This is a genomic window from Micromonospora sp. NPDC047074 (assembly GCF_040643815.1).
Lineage (GTDB): Bacteria > Actinomycetota > Actinomycetes > Mycobacteriales > Micromonosporaceae > Micromonospora.
Genome location: NZ_JBEYVB010000001.1, coordinates 462,356 through 480,412 on the forward strand (window position 1 = coordinate 462,356; position 18,057 = coordinate 480,412).

At 71.4% G+C, this 18,057-nt stretch carries 13 protein-coding genes; 5 read left to right on the forward strand and 8 right to left on the reverse strand.

Annotated elements, in window-relative coordinates; all coding sequences use genetic code 11:
• Nucleotides 1-38: 38 nt before the first annotated feature.
• Both ABZ809_RS02215 and murJ read right to left on the reverse strand, forming a co-directional pair.
• Nucleotides 39-1,640 (reverse strand): protein kinase family protein, encoded by a 1,602-nt coding sequence (locus ABZ809_RS02215; protein ID WP_357560486.1) that lies wholly within the window; start codon nucleotides 1,638-1,640, stop codon nucleotides 39-41.
• Between the two features lie 461 nt (nucleotides 1,641-2,101).
• Nucleotides 2,102-3,853, reverse strand: a complete 1,752-nt coding sequence (murJ, locus tag ABZ809_RS02220; RefSeq protein ID WP_357560487.1) for a murein biosynthesis integral membrane protein MurJ — start codon at nucleotides 3,851-3,853, stop codon at nucleotides 2,102-2,104.
• A 132-nt stretch (nucleotides 3,854-3,985) separates the two neighbouring features.
• Here murJ and ABZ809_RS02225 point away from each other — a divergent pair, with 132 nt between their 5' ends.
• Nucleotides 3,986-5,446, forward strand: a complete 1,461-nt coding sequence (locus tag ABZ809_RS02225) for a CCA tRNA nucleotidyltransferase (protein WP_357560488.1) — start codon at nucleotides 3,986-3,988, stop codon at nucleotides 5,444-5,446.
• Between the two features lie 126 nt (nucleotides 5,447-5,572).
• Here the strand turns inward: ABZ809_RS02225 and ABZ809_RS02230 are convergent, their stop codons facing one another.
• Genes ABZ809_RS02230 through ABZ809_RS02240 form a run of 3 tightly spaced genes read right to left on the reverse strand, consistent with a single transcriptional unit; the run spans nucleotide 5,573 to nucleotide 9,476 of the window.
• Nucleotides 5,573-7,090: an SPFH domain-containing protein gene (locus ABZ809_RS02230; RefSeq protein ID WP_357560489.1), complete on the reverse strand. Its 1,518-nt coding sequence runs from the start codon at nucleotides 7,088-7,090 to the stop codon at nucleotides 5,573-5,575.
• Nucleotides 7,091-7,120: 30 nt separating this feature from the next.
• Entirely contained in the window at nucleotides 7,121-7,642 is a 522-nt protein-coding gene (locus ABZ809_RS02235) for a hypothetical protein (RefSeq protein ID WP_357560811.1), read from the reverse strand.
• A 28-nt stretch (nucleotides 7,643-7,670) separates the two neighbouring features.
• Nucleotides 7,671-9,476: a DUF4132 domain-containing protein gene (locus ABZ809_RS02240; protein ID WP_357560490.1), complete on the reverse strand. Its 1,806-nt coding sequence runs from the start codon at nucleotides 9,474-9,476 to the stop codon at nucleotides 7,671-7,673.
• A 97-nt stretch (nucleotides 9,477-9,573) separates the two neighbouring features.
• On the opposite strand from ABZ809_RS02240, the gene ABZ809_RS02245 reads away from it, so the two are divergent.
• The gene (locus ABZ809_RS02245; protein WP_357560491.1) at nucleotides 9,574-10,053 is read left to right on the forward strand and encodes a methylated-DNA--[protein]-cysteine S-methyltransferase; all 480 of its coding nucleotides are present in this window, start codon (nucleotides 9,574-9,576) and stop codon (nucleotides 10,051-10,053) included.
• A gap of 25 nt (nucleotides 10,054-10,078) precedes the next feature.
• Here the strand turns inward: ABZ809_RS02245 and ABZ809_RS02250 are convergent, their stop codons facing one another.
• The 3 genes from ABZ809_RS02250 to ABZ809_RS02260 form a co-directional block, all read right to left on the reverse strand.
• Nucleotides 10,079-10,768, reverse strand: a complete 690-nt coding sequence (locus ABZ809_RS02250; protein ID WP_357560492.1) for a hypothetical protein — start codon at nucleotides 10,766-10,768, stop codon at nucleotides 10,079-10,081.
• A gap of 144 nt (nucleotides 10,769-10,912) precedes the next feature.
• Nucleotides 10,913-11,992: an inositol-3-phosphate synthase gene (locus ABZ809_RS02255; RefSeq protein ID WP_357560493.1), complete on the reverse strand. Its 1,080-nt coding sequence runs from the start codon at nucleotides 11,990-11,992 to the stop codon at nucleotides 10,913-10,915.
• Nucleotides 11,993-12,015: 23 nt separating this feature from the next.
• On the reverse strand, nucleotides 12,016-12,654 hold the full coding sequence (locus ABZ809_RS02260; protein ID WP_357560494.1) for a PadR family transcriptional regulator: 639 nt from the start codon (nucleotides 12,652-12,654) through the stop codon (nucleotides 12,016-12,018).
• Nucleotides 12,655-12,842: 188 nt separating this feature from the next.
• On the opposite strand from ABZ809_RS02260, the gene ABZ809_RS02265 reads away from it, so the two are divergent.
• The 3 genes from ABZ809_RS02265 (at nucleotide 12,843) to ABZ809_RS02275 (ending at nucleotide 18,041) form a co-directional block, all read left to right on the forward strand.
• Nucleotides 12,843-13,310, forward strand: coding sequence for a DUF5318 domain-containing protein (locus ABZ809_RS02265; protein WP_357560495.1), 468 nt, complete (start codon nucleotides 12,843-12,845; stop codon nucleotides 13,308-13,310).
• A 197-nt stretch (nucleotides 13,311-13,507) separates the two neighbouring features.
• Nucleotides 13,508-16,417, forward strand: coding sequence for a transglycosylase domain-containing protein (locus tag ABZ809_RS02270; RefSeq protein ID WP_357560496.1), 2,910 nt, complete (start codon nucleotides 13,508-13,510; stop codon nucleotides 16,415-16,417).
• Between the two features lie 118 nt (nucleotides 16,418-16,535).
• On the forward strand, nucleotides 16,536-18,041 hold the full coding sequence (locus ABZ809_RS02275) for a glycosyltransferase 87 family protein (RefSeq protein WP_357560497.1): 1,506 nt from the start codon (nucleotides 16,536-16,538) through the stop codon (nucleotides 18,039-18,041).
• Nucleotides 18,042-18,057 lie beyond the last annotated feature (16 nt).

An 18,057-nucleotide genomic window follows, 5' to 3' on the forward strand; every position in this document is an offset into this window, starting at 1 on the left:
CGTCCGTCGGAGGCGGTGCCCGGGGTACGGCGGCCGGCTCACGACCCCTGGACCGTGATTTCCTGGACGCCGAGCTTGTAGCCGCCGTCACTCGAGGGCAGCTCGGTGATCCAGAACATCAGGTAGCGGTACTTCTGGTCGGCGTTGAAGCCGTTGAAGGTCATCGTGACGCCGTCGTGCTCTTCGAACGGCTGGCCGATCCGGGTCTTCTGGTAATCGGTGAAGAGCGCATCGTCCCCCGCCGAGGTGGAGGGCTGGTCGCTCGTGCCGGCGAGGAGTTGGGCGGAGGCGCCCCGGGCGGAGAGCAGGACCTGCACCGACTTGACGGTGCGCTCGTCGCCGAGGTCGATCCAGACCCCCATGCCCTTCTTCAGGTTGCCGAAGTTGGACCTGTTGTAGGTGTCGGTCTCCCAGCCCTTGTCCTCGTTGCCGTCGAAGACCTTGTCGGCCCCTTCGAGCTCGTCCCGGGACTTGCTGTCGGGGTCGATGATCCGCGCCGCGCTGATCTTCAGCGGCCCGGTCGTGGTGGCGGCCGGCGGGTCCTCGTTTGCGGGCGGAGCGGACGAGGGGGCGGCGACCGGGTTGGGCCGTGGATCGTCGTCGCCGCCCAGGGTGCTGATGCCGATCAGCAGGCCGACCAGGGCGACGGCAAGCAGGGCGGCGATGCCGAGCGCGACCTTCCGACCGCCCGCGGCGGCCAGCGGGGACGGCTCCTCGCCGGTCTCGGCCGCGAAGCGTAGCGGGCCGCTGTTGTCCAGGAACTGCTCGTCGGCCGGCACGTCCAGCCGCGCCAGTTCGGCCGCGAGCACGTCCGACGAGGGCGGCTCGATTCCTGCGTCGAGCAGATCCATCGTGAGGTCGTCGAGGTATGCCGGCACGCCCGCCCGGACCTGCCGGGGGGCGGCGATCGCGCCGTTCGCGTCACGGACGGCGTCGGGGATGGCGGCCCGGCCGTGGCCGGCGGTCGCGCCGCGCAGCGGAGCCTCGGCGTGCGGCCAGTGGCCGGTCAGGGCGAAGTAGAGGATGCCACCGACCGCGCGGACGTCGCTCTGCTGGCTGTCGTCACCGTCGGTGCGTGCGTCGGCCAGCACCACCCGACCGTCGTCGCTGACCATCACCGTGCCGGGGTGGACGTTGCCGTGCACCATGCCGGTGGCGTGCACTGCGGCGAGGGCGCTGGCGACCGCGTTGCCGATGGTGGTGGCACGGGTCGGGTCCAGCGGGAAGTCCGCGGCCAGCTCGCGCAGCGACTGCCCGTCGACCCACTCGCGCACCACGTACGCCCGCTCGGCCTCGTCGATCGCGTCGTAGACGCCGACCAGGTTGGGGTGGATGACTCGGCTGGCCGCGACGGCACCCTGGAGCATCTCGGTGGCCGAGTCGCCACCCGGGTAGCGCAGTACGACCGCGACGGGGCGGCGCAGGATGACATCGACCCCGCGCCAGACCAGTCGACCCGCGCTGTCGTTGTTGATGTGCTCGACCAGCTCGTAACGCTCGGCGAGGATCTCACCGGCCGTGGGAGCACCGAAGGTCACGACCTGAGGAGCGCTCTCCTCCGCGGCCTGACCCTCGCCGACCTGGGTCACCCGTCCTCCCTCGGTGATCGTGTCGATCGATGGACCCGCGCTGCTGGGCATGTGGCTTCCCGCTCTGCCTTCGAAGGAACCGGTAGACCGGTGTCGACGCGGAGCGCCGGCGCCTGCCGTACCCGTCGGAAGCGACCTTACCCGGGTTGGCCGTCTCCCCGACATGTCATCTTCACGCCGCTCCCGGGTCGAGCTGCCGCCAGGCGGCCGACTTGTCCGGTTGCGACCGTTGTCGCCCGCGTTGCTGGCACATGTACTAGCCAATCTAGAGGTTGCCCGCAAGCGCCCACCGGGAGGGGGCCGGCCGAAACGGCGATCGCGCCGACGCTGCCGGGGTTCCCTCCGACCGGGCCCGTCATGCTCAGCCGTACGGTTGGTTATCCACAGGCCCATTCGGCGTCTGAGCGGTGGATCACAGAGTTATCCACAGGCGCATCCCCAGGCTGGTGATCGTCGTTCACAGAGAGTGCAGTGCATCCGCCGGCGCCGGCCGAGGCGGCGGAGTCGACCGATCAACGGCCCAGCCGGCGGCGGACCATGCCCACGACTTCGGTGATCTCGCCGATCCGCAGGACCATCGCCAGCCCGAGGTACGTCCCGCCGATCACCGCGCCGCCGACCACGAGCTGAACGATGGCCTCCAGGCGGCTCGGCGTGTCGTCGCCGGGCAGCAGCTTGACCACGATCAGGCCGACCACCGCCGCGCCGAGCGCCGCGACCAGGACCCGGCCGCCGGTCCGCATGATCTCGCCGAGGCCGATGCGACCCACCCGGGGGCGGAGCAGCCAGGCGGAGGCGATCGCGGCGGCCAGGTAGGAGACGGCGTTGCCGATCATCATGCCGGCACCGGCGAAGCTCGCCGAGAAGGCCACGAAGAGCACGATCTGCACCCCGACACGGAGCGCCACCACCGGGATGTTGATCAGCGCCGGGGTGCGGGTGTCCGGCAGCGCGTAGAAGGCGAAGGTGAACAGCTGGCTGACCGCGAACGGCACCAGCGCGAGTGCGGCGGCGAGCAGCACCACGGAGGTGGCGGTGGCGTTCTTCTCGTCGAAGGCGCCCCAGCGGAACAGGGTGAACGCGATCGGGGAGGCGAGCACGGCGTAGCAGACGGCGATCGGGGCGAGCACCGCGGTCACCATCCGGGTGCCCCGGGACAGGTCGGCGGCCAGGTCCGCGTACCGGCCGTCGGCGGCGGCGGCGCTCATCCGGGGCATCAGCGCGGTGATGATCGAGACGGCGATGATGCCGTGCGCCGTCATCAACAGCAGGAAGACGTTGTTGTAGATCAGCGGGCCGGCGGCGTTCTCCCGGCCGGCCTGGTTGAGCAGGTTGAACAGCACGATCAGGCCGATCTGGCTGACCGCGACGTAGCAGAACATCCAGGCCCCGAGCCGGCCCAGCTCGCGCAGGCCCAGCTCGCGGAAGTCGAAGCGCAACTTCCAGCGGAAACCGACCTTGCGCAGCGCCGGCAGCAGACCGGTGGCCTGGATCGCCACGCCGAGCAGGGTGCCGCCGCCGATCAGCAGGATCCGCCCCGTGGTCATCTCGCCCGGCTGGATGATCTCGGCACCGAAGATCGCGATGTAGAGGCCGGCGGTGGCGATCACCACCAGGTTGTTCAGGATCGGCGCCCACATCGGGGCGGCGAAGTGGCCCCGGGTGTTGAGCACCGCGCTGATCAGCGCGCTCAGCCCGGAGAAGAAGATGATCGGCAGCATCAGGCGACTCAGCATCGTGACCAGCTGCGAGTAGTCGCCGGACGACTCGCCGCTGCCGTAGAGCGTGGTCAGCTGGGTGGCGAACAGGACCGCGAGCAGAGCCGCCACGCCGAGCGCCAGCACCGCGAGGGTGAGCAACCGCTGGGTGTACGCCTGGCCGCCGTCGGCGTCGGCCTTGCGCCGGCGTACCAGCACCGGGATCAGCACGCTGGTGAGCACGCCGCCGAGCAGGAACTCGTAGACCATCCCGGGCAGGATCTGCGCGGTGGTGTACGCGTCACCGACCAGCGCGCCGCCGAGCGCCGCCGCGATCACCAGGTTGCGCAGGAAGCCCGTACCCCGGCTGACCAGGCTGCCGATGGCCATCACCGCGCTGTTGGTCGCGGCGCTGGCCTCGCCCACCTGCTCCTGCGGCGGCGCGGTCGACTCCATGGCCGGCTGGTTGAGCGGCTCGGCGGAGATGAACGTGGCGCCGTCCGACGGCCGGCCGGGCGCGGCGCCGCCCTGTGCGGCGTTCGCGCTGCGGTAGAGCCCGCCGCTCATCCTGTCGCCTCCAAGACCGGGGTACGTCGGAGCCGGATACCGGCCCGCACGTCACAGACGATAGTCAACGGGCACTCGTTACCCGCGCCCGGCGGACCACATCCCCACCGGGACCGATAGGCTGGCGCTCCCATGTCCGAAGCCTCCGCTCCCCACGCCGCCGACCGCCGCGAACTCACCGCCGCACAGCGCAACGCCGTCGCCGAACTGCTCCGGGTCTCCCCGGTCGCCGACGAGTTGGGCCGCCGGTTCGCGCGGGCCGGCCACGAGCTGCACCTGGTGGGCGGTTCGGTACGCGACGCCCTCCTCGGCCGCCTCGGCGACGACCTCGACTTCTGCACCGACGCGCACCCCGACGAGACCCTGCGCATCGTGCGCGGCTGGGCCGAGTCGATCTGGGAGACCGGCCGGGAGTTCGGCACCATCGGGTGCCAGCGGGACGGCCTGCGGCTGGAGGTCACCACCTTCCGCGCCGAGTCCTACGACCAGGTCAGCCGCAACCCGGTCGTCGAGTACGGCACGGACCTCGCCGAGGACCTTCGGCGGCGCGACTTCACCATCAACGCGATGGCGGTCAGCCTGCCCGAGCACCGGTTCACCGACCCGCACGGCGGGCTGGACGACCTGGCCGCCAAGGTGATCCGCACCCCGGGCACCCCCGGCGAGTCCTTCGGCGACGACCCGCTGCGGATGCTGCGCGCGGCCCGCTTCGCCGCCCAACTGCGCTTCGCGGTGCACCCCGACACGTACGCGGCGATGACCCGGATGGCCGCCGACCTGGACCGGATCACCGCCGAGCGGATCCGCGACGAGTTCACCAAGCTGCTCTGCGGCGCCGATCCGATCACCGGGCTGCGGCTGCTCGTCGACACCGGGCTCGCCGAGCGTTTCCTGCCGGAGCTGACCGGGCTGAAGCTGGAGATCGACGAGCACGCCCAGCACAAGGACGTCTACGAGCACACCCTCACCGTGGTGAGCAACGCCGTCTCGTACGAGACCGAGGGGCCGGACTTCGTCCTGCGGATGGCCGCGCTGATGCACGACGTCGGCAAGCCGGCGACCAAGGCGGTGGGCTCGGACGGCCGCGTCAGCTTCCACCATCACGAGGTGGTCGGGGCCCGGCTCACCAAGGCCCGGATGAAGGCGATGCGGTACCCCAAGGAGATCACCTCCAAGGTCACCGCGCTGGTCGCGCTGCACCTGCGCTTCTACGGCTACGGCCGGGGCGAGTGGACGGACTCGGCGGTGCGTCGCTACGTCGCCGACGCCGGTGACCTGCTGCCGCGCCTGCACAAGCTGACCCGGTCGGACTGCACGACCCGCAACCGGCGTAAGGCGGCCCAGCTCGCGGCCGACTACGACGCGCTGGAGGAGCGGATCGCCCGGATCGCCGCCGACGAGGACCTGGCGCGGGTCCGGCCCGACCTGGACGGCAACGCCATCATGGAGCTGCTGGGCGTGCCGCCGGGGCCGCTCGTGGGGCGCGCCTGGAAGCACCTCAAGGAGCTGCGCCTGGAACGCGGCCCGCTGGACCGCGACGAGGCCGAGGCGGAGCTGCTGCGCTGGGCCCGCGACGAGGGCATCGTCGGCTAGTCCGGCCGGGTGCCGCGGTCCGACGCGGACGAATCGATCCAACCGAACCGTACGAACAGGGCGCCGTCCCCCGGCGGGGGACGGCGCCCTGTCGCGCTCAGCGGACCGACCGCTGTGCGGGTGGCGTCAGCGGGTCTCGACCGCCGTGCCGTCGACCGACGGCTTGCCGTTGCCGGTGGTCGCCGCCGCCGAGCCGAGCTTCGCCAGCAGGCCGGTCAGGTCGATGCCGGTCAGGTCGCTGCCGAGTTGGAGCCCCTGGGCCACGTTGCCCGCCACCGACTTGGTCAGCGACGAGGCGCCGTCGGTGGAGATGACTGTCATCTTGTCGATCGCGCCGATCGGGGCACTGGCCGCCTCGACCACCTGCGGCAGCACCTTGACCAGCAGGTCCAGCACCGCGGCCTCGCCGTACGCCGCGAAAGCCTCGGCCTTGCGCGCCATCGCGTCGGCCTCGGCCTGGCCCTTGGCCAGGATGGCCGCGGCCTCGGCCGCACCCTCCCGCTCGACCGCCTCGGCGATCGCGGAACGCCGGCGCTGCTCGGCCTCACCCTCCTTGGCGCCCTCGATCGCGTTGGCCTCGGCCAGCGCGGCCCGGCGGGCCCGCTCGCCCTCACCGGTGAGCCGGGCCTGCTCGGCGGCGGCCTGCGCGGCCGCGATGACAGCCTGGCGCTGCGCGTCGGCGTTTAGCACGGCCGCGTTACGGGACGCCTCGGCCTCCTGCTCCACCTTGTACCGGGCGGCGTCGGCCGGCTTGCGCACCTCGGTGTCGAGCTGGCGCTGCTTGAGTTCGGCGTTGCGCTCGGCGACCTTCTGCTGTTCGGAGAGGATCGCCTGGTCCCGCTCGGCCTGGGCCAGCGGCCCGGCGGCGGCGGACTTCGCCTTGGCCGCGTCGATCTCCGCCTGGATGGCGGCCTGCTTCAGCGACAGGTTCCGGTTGGCCTCTGCGATCGCCTCCTCGGCGAGCAGCCGCTCCTGCTCGGCCTGCTGCCGGGCCCGCGCCTCGGCGATGGCCGCGTCCTTGAGTACCCGGGCGGCCTCCGGTCGGCCCAGGTCCTGGAGGTAGGAGCCCTCGGCCAGGATGTCCTGGAGCTGGAAGGTGTCCAGCACCAGGCCCTGGTTGGTCATCGAGTGCTCGGCCTCCTCGGCGACCGCGCTGGCGAACGCCGCCCGGTCCCGGATGACCTCCTCGACGGTGAGCCGGCCGACGATCGAGCGCAGCGCGCCGGCCAGCACCTCCCGGGTGAAGTCCTCGATCTCGTCCTGCTGGTGCAGGAAGCGCTGCGCGGCGGCGCGGATGGCGTCCTCGGTGCCGCCGACCTTGACGATCGCGACGCCGTGCAGGTCGGCGCGGATGCCCTGCTTGCTGACCGCGCCCTTGATGCCGACGTCGATCCGCCGGCTGGACAGGTCGAGGGACTGGAGCTTCTGCACCACGGGCAGGACGAAGACGGACGCGCCGAGCACGACCTTCTGCCCGGAGTTGTCGGTTGACCGGCCGCCGTCGGCAGTCTGCGTGGTGCGGCCCTTGCGGCCGGTGACGATGAAGGCCTCGTTCGGCCCGGCGACCTTGATCCGGGAGAGCACGAAGAGGACGAGCACGAGGACGAGGAGGACCGCGCCGCCGATGGCGATGAGAAGGGGCATGTGACCGTCCTTGTTTCTGTATGAGGGGGTTCAGTAGGTCTCGACGTGCACGCTGGTCTCGCTGAGCGCCTCGACCACGAAGATCTGGGCCCCGATCGGGATCGGGTGGTCTGCGCGGGCGTTGAGCTTGACCGGCTGGCCGGCCACCCGGACGCGGACCTCGCCGTAGCCGTCGGCGGGCACCGGGGTGACCACCAGGCCGAGCGCGCCGACCAGGTGGTGGCGGGTGGGGGTGGGGTCGGTGCGCATGTTGCGGGCCGCCCGGCTGAGCCGGGACGTGGCCCAGGCGGTGGGCACGGCCGCGACGACACCGCCGGCCAGGGCCGCCGCGATCATTCCGGGCGTACGCCCACCGAGCAACTCGTTGACGATCGCCGCGCCGAAGCCGAGCGCCCCGGCGAAGCCGGCGACCGTCTCCGTCGACACCGGGCCGTCGAAGTCCGGGTTGCCGAAGTGGAGCAACTCGGTGCCGAGCAGGGCGAGTGCCAGCACCGCGACACCCGCGCCGCCGATGATGAGAAAGATGAGTGTCCCCGTGGCCACGGCCTGCACGGTAGCGGTGCCCCGCAACGCGAACTGGTCAGCCGGCCGGCCGCGGGAGCCTCGGCAGCGACACAGGGCTGTCCAGTGCGAGGCTGGCCCGACATGTCCACTTCCAGCTCATCAAGGAGCGCACGTCGCGGACGACCTCCGAGATGCCGACCGGGCCGAGGTCGGCGACTTCGCCCCGGACACCCGCCAGGTGCTGGGGCAGGTCCGGCTCGTCCCAGCTGTAGCCGGGCGAGAATCCGATCCTGATGGTCCGGTCACCCGGCCAGTCCCGCTCCAGCGAGCTGTGCCCGTCGCCGAACCGCCAGCCGCGAGCGGTCAGCACGTTCAGCTTTCCGCTCTCCACCGGTGCGCCCGCCACGGTGTTCAGGTCGAGGTCGGCGAGGCTGAACAGTTCCCGGCCCACCTGCGGGAACGGTTGGATGATCAGGTAGTTGGCGAAGATCTCAGCCCAGGCCGCGCGGTCGCGATCGAAGTGCCAGGGGTGTGCCACACCAACGGTCGCGGCCGGGTCGAGCGTCCAGGTCTTGTCGTCGATGTCGGCGAAAGTGCGGTCCTCGGCCCCACGGAAGGCCGTGACGACCTCGCCCCGCTCGTCGAAGGTCGCCCACAGCAGGCGGCGCGTCAGGTGCCACGTCAGCGGATGGTCGACGAAGAAGCTCCGGTACTCCGCGCCGGTCCAGCGCCGGCCCAGGACCATCGCCTCCTCGATGGCCCGGCTGCGCTCCGTGACGGTGGCCGTGAGGTCGTTCGTCAGCTCGGTGTAGCGACGCCGGGCCGCCTGGACGAGGTTCTGGTCGTCGGCGGCGGTACGCCGGGGCAGCCGGACCATGCGGGCCAGGCGCCTGCCCCACTGATCGGTGTACCACGGCTGGAACCGCTCGTCGAAGGCGACGGTGAACCGGCGCGGACCGTAGTCGAGCACCGTCCGGCCGTTGGCGTCCAGGCCGAAGTCCGGGACGATACGGTCGGCCAGTTGTGCGGGCTGCAGCCCACGGGCCGCGGCGACGTCGTTGAGGCGCTTCTCGGCCAGGCGCCGGAAGCCCACGGTCTTCGCCTTGCGGGACAGCCGGTGCAGATGCGTCAGGGCGAGGTCGGTGCCGATCGCGGCGAGCACGTCCATGCCGGTGCGTACCCGTATGGACGTGCTCGCCCAACCGGGGAAGAGCGACGTCAGCGCGGGCACGGTGGTGTCGTCGCCGAGCAGTGCCAGCGCCACCATCGCGAGGCTGCTCTTCGCCGGATACTGGGCGGCCTGCCACTGCTCGAAGATCGCCCAGGCGAAGCCTGCGAGGCTGCGCGGGTCGCAGGCCGCACGCACGTCGGTGATCGCGGGGTGAGCCGCCGCGATCTTCGACACCGCGAGCAGCGCGCACAGGTTACGCACGGCATCCTGCGTCAGCGCGTCGCCGCCGTCCCGCAGAGGCACCGCGGGTAGGGCGGGCAGAACCATCCATTCCGGCAGATCGGGCACCCGCAGCGGCTTGCCGTCTGCGCGCCGTGGAGGCCCAGCAAGCACCGGCAGCACCGAGCCCGGCCGGTTCTGGTCGGCTTGATTTCCCCCGACCTGGTCGAAGGCCGTACCGTCCGAATCCGCCTGGGGCATCGGCCTGTCCACCGCTGCGGAGGCCTCCGCAACCGAACCGGCAGCCGCCGTCGGCGACGCCTGATCAGGCAGGTGCAGGCCGCCCGGGCGGGGACTCAGGCCCTCGCGCCATGCCGCGGGCAGCACCCAGGCGTCCTCGTCGGGCAACACGAACCTACGCAAGGAATCTCCCCTGAGCGATTGATCAGCGGCCCGCAGGCTAGACCACCGATAGGACAGAAAGATCAGCAACGCCCCAACGGGTCGCCGAGTGCGGAACGGGCGGGCAACCCGGGCCCGCCTGGCGGCTCGGGCGGGGTGACGTCCGGCCGCCGGGGACAATGGGTGGATGCGCTGGACCGTGCTCGACTCACCCATCGGCGAGTTTTCCGTGGCCACCGACGGGATCCACGTGTGTCGGGCCCATTTCGGCCGGGTCGAGGGCGCCGCCGAAGAGCCGGGCGACGAGGCGGCCCGGCAGGCGGTCGCGGAGCTGCGGGCCTACTTCGCCGGCGAGCTGACCGGGTTCGAGGTGCCACTGGCGGCGCCGGGCGGGTCCGACTTCGAGCGGGGCGTCTGGCGGGAGATGACCGGCATTCCGTACGGCGAGACGCTCACCTACGGCGAAGTGGCCCGGCGGCTCGGTGACCAGGGTGCCGCCCGCGCGGTCGGGGTGGCCTGCAACCGCAACCCGCTCCCGGTGCTCGTGCCGTGCCACCGGATCGTCGGCGCCGGCGGCAAGCTGGTCGGTTTCGGCGGCGGCCTGGACCGGAAGGTGAAGCTGCTGGAGCTGGAGGCCGGGGTGGCCCTGCGCCGCGCCTGGTCCTGACGCGGTCCCGCCCGCGCCCGCCCGGTCAGTCCGGGGCGGGGAGACAGCCGCCGTCTGCGATGCGGGCTCCGATCTCCACCACGACGTCGCCAGCCCGGACGCTGCCGAAGACACATGCCCGGCCGGTCCAGCCGGCGAAGATCAGGCCGTCGGCTGCGCCGAGGTCGAGCCGGCCCGGTGGCCGCACGGTGACCTCGGTCAGCCCCGTCGCGACGATCGCCCGCTGGATCGTTTCCTGCCCGGGCTCGCCCCGGCCGCCGGTGGTCAGGAGGTTGAGTCGCTTCATGACGTCCGCCGCGCAGGCCCGGGCACCGCTGGCCGCCTCCTCGCCGAGTGTGCCGCGCTGTCGGAAGGCGTCGTTGGCCGCCTGCTGGCGGCGGAACTCCTCCGCGCGAAGTTGCTCCTCGGTCACCGGATGGCGGGTGCCGGGCGGACGCGACGTGGCGGCCGGCGCGTCGCCACCGGGCCGGGCGGACTTGCCGGGCCGCGCAACCCGCTTGCCCGCGCTGGCGCAGGCGGCCTCGGCCGACGCCGTGGAGGTGGCTGGGAGGACTGACGCCCCACTGCTGGCCGGTGCGCCGCCTGCCGGTGTGGTGGTCGGGAGGGTGCCCGGCGCCGCGCAGCTGACGAGGACCGGAAGGAACACCGTGCCCACAACCGCCCCGATCAGCCGCCGCGTCGCGCCGCGAGCCGGGCGGCGAGGGAGGGATGTCACGCCGGTCAGCCTAACGGCGCGTCGCTCACCGCTCGACCCCGTGTGACATCGGTGGTCGTGGCGCGTACGACGCCGGGGGACCGGATACGGCAAGGGCCGGGTCCCGTACGGACCCGGCCCTTGGTGGTGCTGGTGGTCGGCGCGTCAGCGCTCGATCTCGCCCTTGATGAACGCCTCGACGGCGGCGTGCGCGTCGTGGTCGGCGTACTGCACCGGCGGGGACTTCATGAAGTACGACGAGGCCGACAGGATCGGGCCGCCGATCTTCCGGTCCAGCGCGATCTTCGCGGCGCGGACGGCGTCGATGATGACGCCGGCCGAGTTCGGCGAGTCCCACACCTCGAGCTTGAGCTCCGCGTTGAGCGGGGTGTCGCCGAAGGAGCGACCCTCCAGGCGGATGTAGGCCCACTTGCGGTCGTCGAGCCACGGCACGTGGTCCGACGGGCCGATGTGCACGTCGCTCTTGCTCATCTCGTGCGGGATCTGGGAGGTGACCGACTGGGTCTTCGAGATCTTCTTCGAGACCAGGCGGTTGCGCTCCAGCATGTTCATGAAGTCCATGTTGCCGCCGAAGTTGAGCTGGTACGTGCGCAGCAGCTCGACGCCCCGGTCCTCGAACAGCTTCGCCAGCGCGCGGTGCACGATGGTGGCGCCGACCTGGCTCTTGATGTCGTCACCGACGATCGGCAGGCCCGCGTCCTCGAACTTCTTGGCCCACTCGGGGTCGGAGGCGATGAACACCGGCAGGGCGTTGACGAACGCGCAGCCGGCGTCGATCGCGGCCTGCGCGTAGAACTTGTCGGCCTGGTCCGAGCCGACCGGCAGGTACGAGACCACGACGTCGACCTGCGCGTCGCGCAGCGCCTGGGCGACGTCGACCGGCGTGGCGTCGGACTCCTCGACGATCTCGCGGTAGTACTGGCCCAGACCGTCGAAGGTCGGACCGCGCTGCACGGTGACGCCGGACGGCGGCACGTCGCACAGCTTGATGGTGTTGTTCTCGCTGGCGACGATCGCCTCGGCGAGGTCCATGCCCACCTTCTTGGCGTCCACGTCGAACGCCGCGACGAACTGCACGTCCGAGACGTGGTAGTCGCCGAAGGTGACGTGCATGAGACCCGGGACGCGGTCGTTCGGGTCGGCGTTGCGGTAGTACTCCACGCCCTGCACGAGGGACGAGGCGCAGTTACCCACACCGACGATGGCGACGCGGACGGAGCCCATAGCGTCTGCCTCCTTCTTCTTCATCACGGCCGCTCTGTCCTGGACTCTCCAGGCGGGGGCGGGCTGTTGTCTTCTCGTCGGCCGCCGGCTGTCCCGGTTCGCGGGGCAGCCGGGGCGCGGCCGGAGCGCTCGTTGGCGATGAGCTCCTCCAGCCAGCGGACCTCGCGCTCACAGGCGTCCAGGCCGTGTCGCTGCAGTTCCAGCGTGTAGGCGTCGAGACGCTCTGCTGCCCGGCCGAGTACGTCGCGAAGCCCCTCGCGACGTTCCTCGACCTTCCGCCGGCGACCCTCCAGGATGCGGAGTCGGGTCGCCTGGTCGGTCCGGGCGAAGAACGCGAAATGCACGCCGAAACCCGTGTCGTCGTACGTCTCGGGCCCGGTCTGTGCGATCAGTTGGGCGAAGCGTTCCTTGCCCTCCGCGGTGATTTCGTAGACCACCCGACCTCGCCGGCTGGTCAGCGCGGGAACCTCCTCAGCAGTGGTGGGTGCCTCGGCGGCCTCGGTGATCCATCCCGACGCCTGTAGCCGGCGCAGGGTCGGATAGAGCGAGCCGTAGCTGATCGCCGCCCGGATGGCACCGAGCTTGGCGGTCAACTCCTTGCGCAGCTCGTAGCCGTGCATCGGAGCCTCCTGCAGGAGGCCGAGGATGGCGAGCTCGAGCACGGGCCATCCCCTCTGTAACCTCTACGCGAACGCGCAACCGCCGCGATGTATCGGTCCGATACATCGCACGCTAGCGGATCGCCGCGATCAGGGCAAACCCCTCCCGGGGCCCGCCCATTCCGAGATCGGGTGGTTACGCATCGTTACCGTGGTCGCCTCGTCCGGCCGGACCGCGTACCCTTCTCCGCATGCGTACGCAGCGCCAGGTCGTCGACTACTCGCTCCGGAAGCGAGCGGTGCTGCGTGAGCTTCTCGCCGGCAGGGTCGGCACGTACGACGTGTGCGACGCGTCGCCGTACCTGAAGAACGCTGCTCGCTTCCACGGCGAGCCGACCGACGAGCGGTGCCCGATCTGCCGGAGCGAGAACCTGACCCACGTCCACTACATCTACGGCGACGAGCTCAAGCAGTCGGCCGGCCAGGCCCGGACGCTGGCGGAGTTGCCCGTCCTGGCGATGACAGTGCGTGAGTTCCAGGTCTTCGTGGTGGAAGTGTGCCTCGGCTGCGACTGGAACCATCTCGTCGAGCAGTACCTGCTCGGCCGGGACGGGCTGGCCGGGGGACCCGAGGGCGGGTCCGATCAGGATGCGGTGGGCGGCGCGGCCGCCGTGGGTGGCGCCTCGGCCGGTCGACGGAGGCGAGAGGCGCAACGGTGACCCTTGCTCGATCGGCCGACGCCGGCCAGCACGTGCGGCCCCGGGGTCAGCGATGGGCCGTTGGTCTGATTGGCCCGAATGATTTCGCAATGCGACACTGTCGATCGGCACGCTCGTGCCGCAGTGACGGGTGTCCCATCTCACGGCAAACCGGTGGCGGTGCAGTCGCGCCCCACCGCAACGGCAGGGTGTGAGGAATGAACTCGTACGGCGATCCCAGTTCCCCGCGCGGGCGGGCCCATATCCCGGGTCAGCAGGGCGAGACCGGCGGTGACGCCGGCGGGGGCGGCTGGTCGGCCACACCGGAGGGTACGGCGCCGGCCGGTCGCGCCTCGGTCGCGCCCCACGCCGCCGCTGGTGGGCGGGCCTCGGTGGGCGGCTCGGCCGCCGTGCCGCAGAGCGGTTCGGCCTCGGCCGCTGTACCCCCGCGCGGTTCGGCCTCGGCCGCTGTGCCCCCGCGCGGTGGTTCGGCCGCCGGCTCGGCCTCGGTGGGTTCCGCCTCGGTCGGCCGGGCGGTGCCGGGCCGGGCCTCGGTGCCCGTCTCGCCAGCGCCCGGCGTGGGCCGGGCGGGTGCGGGCCGCGCGTCGGTGCCGGTCTCCCCGGCTGCCGGCGGGTCGGCCGGGCGGGCGACGGTCGGTGCCGCCGCCGTCGGTGCGGCCTCGGCGGGGCGGGCCAGCGTCGGGTCGGCCGCGGTCGGCGGCGTGGCCGGCCGGGCCTCGGCACGGGCGAGCGTCTCGCCGGGCGCGGGCGGCCCGGGTGGGCCCGGCGGACCGACCGGACCTGGTCGCCGTAGCCGCGGCGCGGGCGACCCGGCCGGCGCGGCGCGGGCGAAGAAGCGCAAGCGGATGAACATCCTGATCGCCAGCTTCGCCGTGTTCATCATGCTCGCCGGGCTCGGCGTCGTCGGCTTCACCTACTACTCGACGAACGTCGTCCTGCCCGACGAGGTCCCGCTGCCGCTCTCCACCACGATCCTCGCCAGCGACAAGAAGACACAGGTGGCGCGGCTCGGCAACGAGAACCGCACCTTCGTCACGATCGATGCCATTCCCGAGCATGTCCAGCGCGCCGTGGCGGCGGCCGAGGACCGCAACTTCTACAAGCACTCGGGCGTGGACTACAAGGGCATCGCGCGGGCGGCCTGGAACAACCTCAGCGGCGGCGACAAGCAGGGCGCCTCGACGATCACCCAGCAGTACGCCCGCAACGCGATCGAGAACCTGAAGGACGACACCTACGCCCGGAAGGTGAAGGAGGCGATCTTCGCCTCCAAGCTGAACGAGAAGTACACCAAGCCGGAGATCATGCAGCACTACCTGAACGTGATCTATTTCGGGCGCGGTGCGTACGGCATCGAGGCTGCCGCACAGACCTACTTCAACAAGCCGGCCAACAAGCTCTCGGTCGCCGAGGGGGCGGTGCTCGCGGCGCTGATCAAGCAGCCGGTGGGCAGCACGACCCACAAGGGCTACGACCCCGCCGTCAACCGCGTACAGGCCGAGGAGCGGTGGAACTACGTGCTCGGGGGCATGGTCGAGGAGGGCTGGCTGAACGCCGCCGAGCGGCCCACCGCCTACCCGAAGGTGGCGGCGGTGAAGAAGGACGGCAACGGCTTCGGCGTGAAGAGCCCCCGGGGCAACGTCGTCAACTACGTCCGCCAGGAGATGGAGCAGTGGGGCATCTGCTCCGACTCGGGCGCGGCGGGCAAGCCGTCCTGCGTCGACGAGCTGCGGTCCGGCGGTTACCGGATCACCACCACCATCAACGCGAAGATGCAGAAGGCGCTCGAGGAGGCCGCCCCGCCCGACCGGAAGGGGTCGGTGCTCTACGGGCAGCCGAAGAACCTGATGGCGGCGGTGGTCTCGATCGACCCGAAGTCCGGCCGGGTGCTCGCCTACTACGGTGGCGACAGCGGCGCCGACTTCGACTACGCGGGCAAGAACACCGATGCCAACGGTGACATCGTCGGTGGCCACCCGCCGGGCTCGTCGTTCAAGGTCTACACGCTGGCGGCGGCCATCGAGGCCGGCATCTCGGTCAAGTCGATCTGGGACGCCACCCCGTTCAGGCCGGAAGGCTTCAAGGACAAGGTGCAGAACGCCGGCCGCGACGTGACGAAGACCTGCAACAAGTCCTGCACGCTGGAGGAGTCGACCATCCGGTCGTACAATGTGCCGTTCTTCCACCTCACCGAGAAGATCGGTCCCGACAAGGTGGTCGCCATGGCGCGGCAGGCCGGGGTCAGCACGATGTGGACGGTCGACCCGCCCCAGCCCTTCGACCTGGTCAAGGAAAAGCCGGAGAAACTCGCGCCGAGCAAGTTCGACCGGGTGATCGGTTACGGCCAGTACCCGATCACGGTGCTCGACCACGCCAACGGGCTCGCCACGCTGGCCAACGGCGGCGTGTACAACAAGGCGCACTTCGTCCTCACCGTCGAGAAGCAGAACAAGGCCACCGGCAAGTGGCAGAAGGTCCCCGGGACCGGTGAGCAGCGCAAGCCGCAGCCGCGCATCAAGCGGGAGGTCGCCCAGGAGGTGACCGCGGTGCTGAAGGAGATCCCGGAAAAGAGCAACGCCAACCTGGACGGCGGGAAGGACGCCGCCGGCAAGACCGGCACCTGGGAGCACAACGGCACGCCGCGTAACGCGCACGCCTGGATGGTCGGCTACGACGAAAACCTCGCCACCGCGGTCTGGATCGGCAGCCGCGATGCCAAGAAGCCGACCATCATCGACAAGAACAAGAACGACATCGGCGGTAGCAGCTTCCCGGCGGAACTATGGAAGCGGTACATGGATGACGCCCTGAAGGGCTACGAGGGGTCGGACCTGCCGAGCATCACGGGAATCGGTGACGACAAGGCTGGCAACGGCGAGGAGCCGCCTCCGCCGACGCCTTTGCCTGGGCAGCCCGGGCAGCCGTGTACCGACCCGACCGGCATGTTCTGCCCAGGCGGCAACAACGGCGGTGGCAACAACGGTGGCGGCAACAACGGCGGTGGCAACACTCCGGGCGGCCCGACCGCGCCCACCAGCCCCGAACCGAGGCCGGGCGGCGGTGGTGGGCTGCTACCCACCATCAGCCCCAGACCGGGCGACGACTGATCGACGAACGCCGCCGGCGGCCGGAGCACCTCTCCGGCCGCCGGCGGCGTTTCGCGTACCGACTTGTCGGGGTCGGGAGGGGGACGCGGAGGCCTGAAGTACGGCAGGATGCACCCTCATGAGCACACAGTCGACGCGAGGCATCGACGACGCCGGTGCCCCCGACCACCCGTCCCGCTCCGACGGCTTCGTCCGGGGCCTGTCCGGCGCCATCGGCGGCCCGCTCGGCGACCACGCCGTCGCGCTGGACCGGCCCGCCGGTCGGGAGAGCCGGTTCTGGACGGCCACCCGGATCGTCCTGGCCCTGGTCTGCCTGACCCTGGCCCTGCACTGGGTGCAGAAGTCGCCCTGCCAGAACGGCGCCTGGCAGAACAACGTGCAGTACACCCGGTTCTGCTACACCGACGTGCTGGCGCTCTACTACGCCGAGCGGCTCAACGAGGGAGCAGTGCCCTACCGGGACCACCCGGTCGAGTACCCGGTCCTCACCGGGTACTTCATGGGCGCGCTCGGCCTGCCGGTGCACGCCGTCGGCCAGGACGACCCGGGGCTCAACCAGGGCATGTGGTTCTACAACCTGAACGCTCTGGTGCTCGGCGCGCTGGCGGTCGCCACGGTGGCGGTGATCCTCGGCCTGCGCCGCCGACGACCCTGGGACGCCGCGCTCTTCGCGCTCGCCCCCGCGCTGGTGCTCACCGCCACCGTCAACTGGGACCTGCTCGCCATCGGCCTGGCCGCGTTCGGCCTGTTCGCCTGGGCCCGGAGCCGGCCGGTGGCGGCCGGCGTCCTGCTCGGCCTCGCCGGGGCGGCCAAGATGTGGCCCCTGTTCATCCTCGGCCCGATCCTGGTGCTGGCACTGCGCGCCGGGCGGCTGCGCGCCGCCCTCACCGCCTTCGGCGCGGCCCTGGTGTCCCTGGTCGCCGTGAACCTGCCGGTCGCCATCCCGTACCGGGAGAACTGGGACCGCTTCTTCGAGCTGAACTCGACCCGCCCGATCGACTGGGGCACCCTCTGGTACATCGGACGCTACGTCGACGGCAAGTTCGGCAACGCCAACCCCGCCGACCTCGGGCCGTTCGAGTGGCTGAACGTGAACATCCCGACGCTGAACTATTTGTCGTACGCCCTCTTCGGGCTGGCCTGCCTCGGCGTGGCCGCGCTGGGGCTGCTGGCGCCGCGCCGGCCCCGGCTCGCCCAGCTCGCGTTCCTGGTGGTCGCCGCGTTCCTCATCTTCAGCAAGGTGTGGTCGCAGCAGTTCGTGCTCTGGCTGCTGCCGCTGGTGGTGCTCGCCCGCCCGAAGTGGGGTGCCTTCCTGGCCTGGCAGTTGGCCGAGGTCTGCTACTTCGTGGCCTTCTACGGGGAACTGCTCGGCGCGGCGACCGGAAAGCCGGTCTTCCCGGAGGGGGTCTTCGTGCTGGCGTCGACCCTGCGCCTGGCCACCGTCGTGGTGCTCTGCGTGCTGGTCGTCCGGGAGATCCTGCGGCCGGAACTCGACCCGGTGCGGCGCACCTACGCCGACGACCCGGACGGCGGTCTGCTCGACGGCGCACCGGACGCACCCTGGTTCGACCGCTGGCGACGCCGGCCCGAGGCTCCCGCCGAGCCGACGCCCGTCACCGCCTGACCCGTTCCGCCGGCCG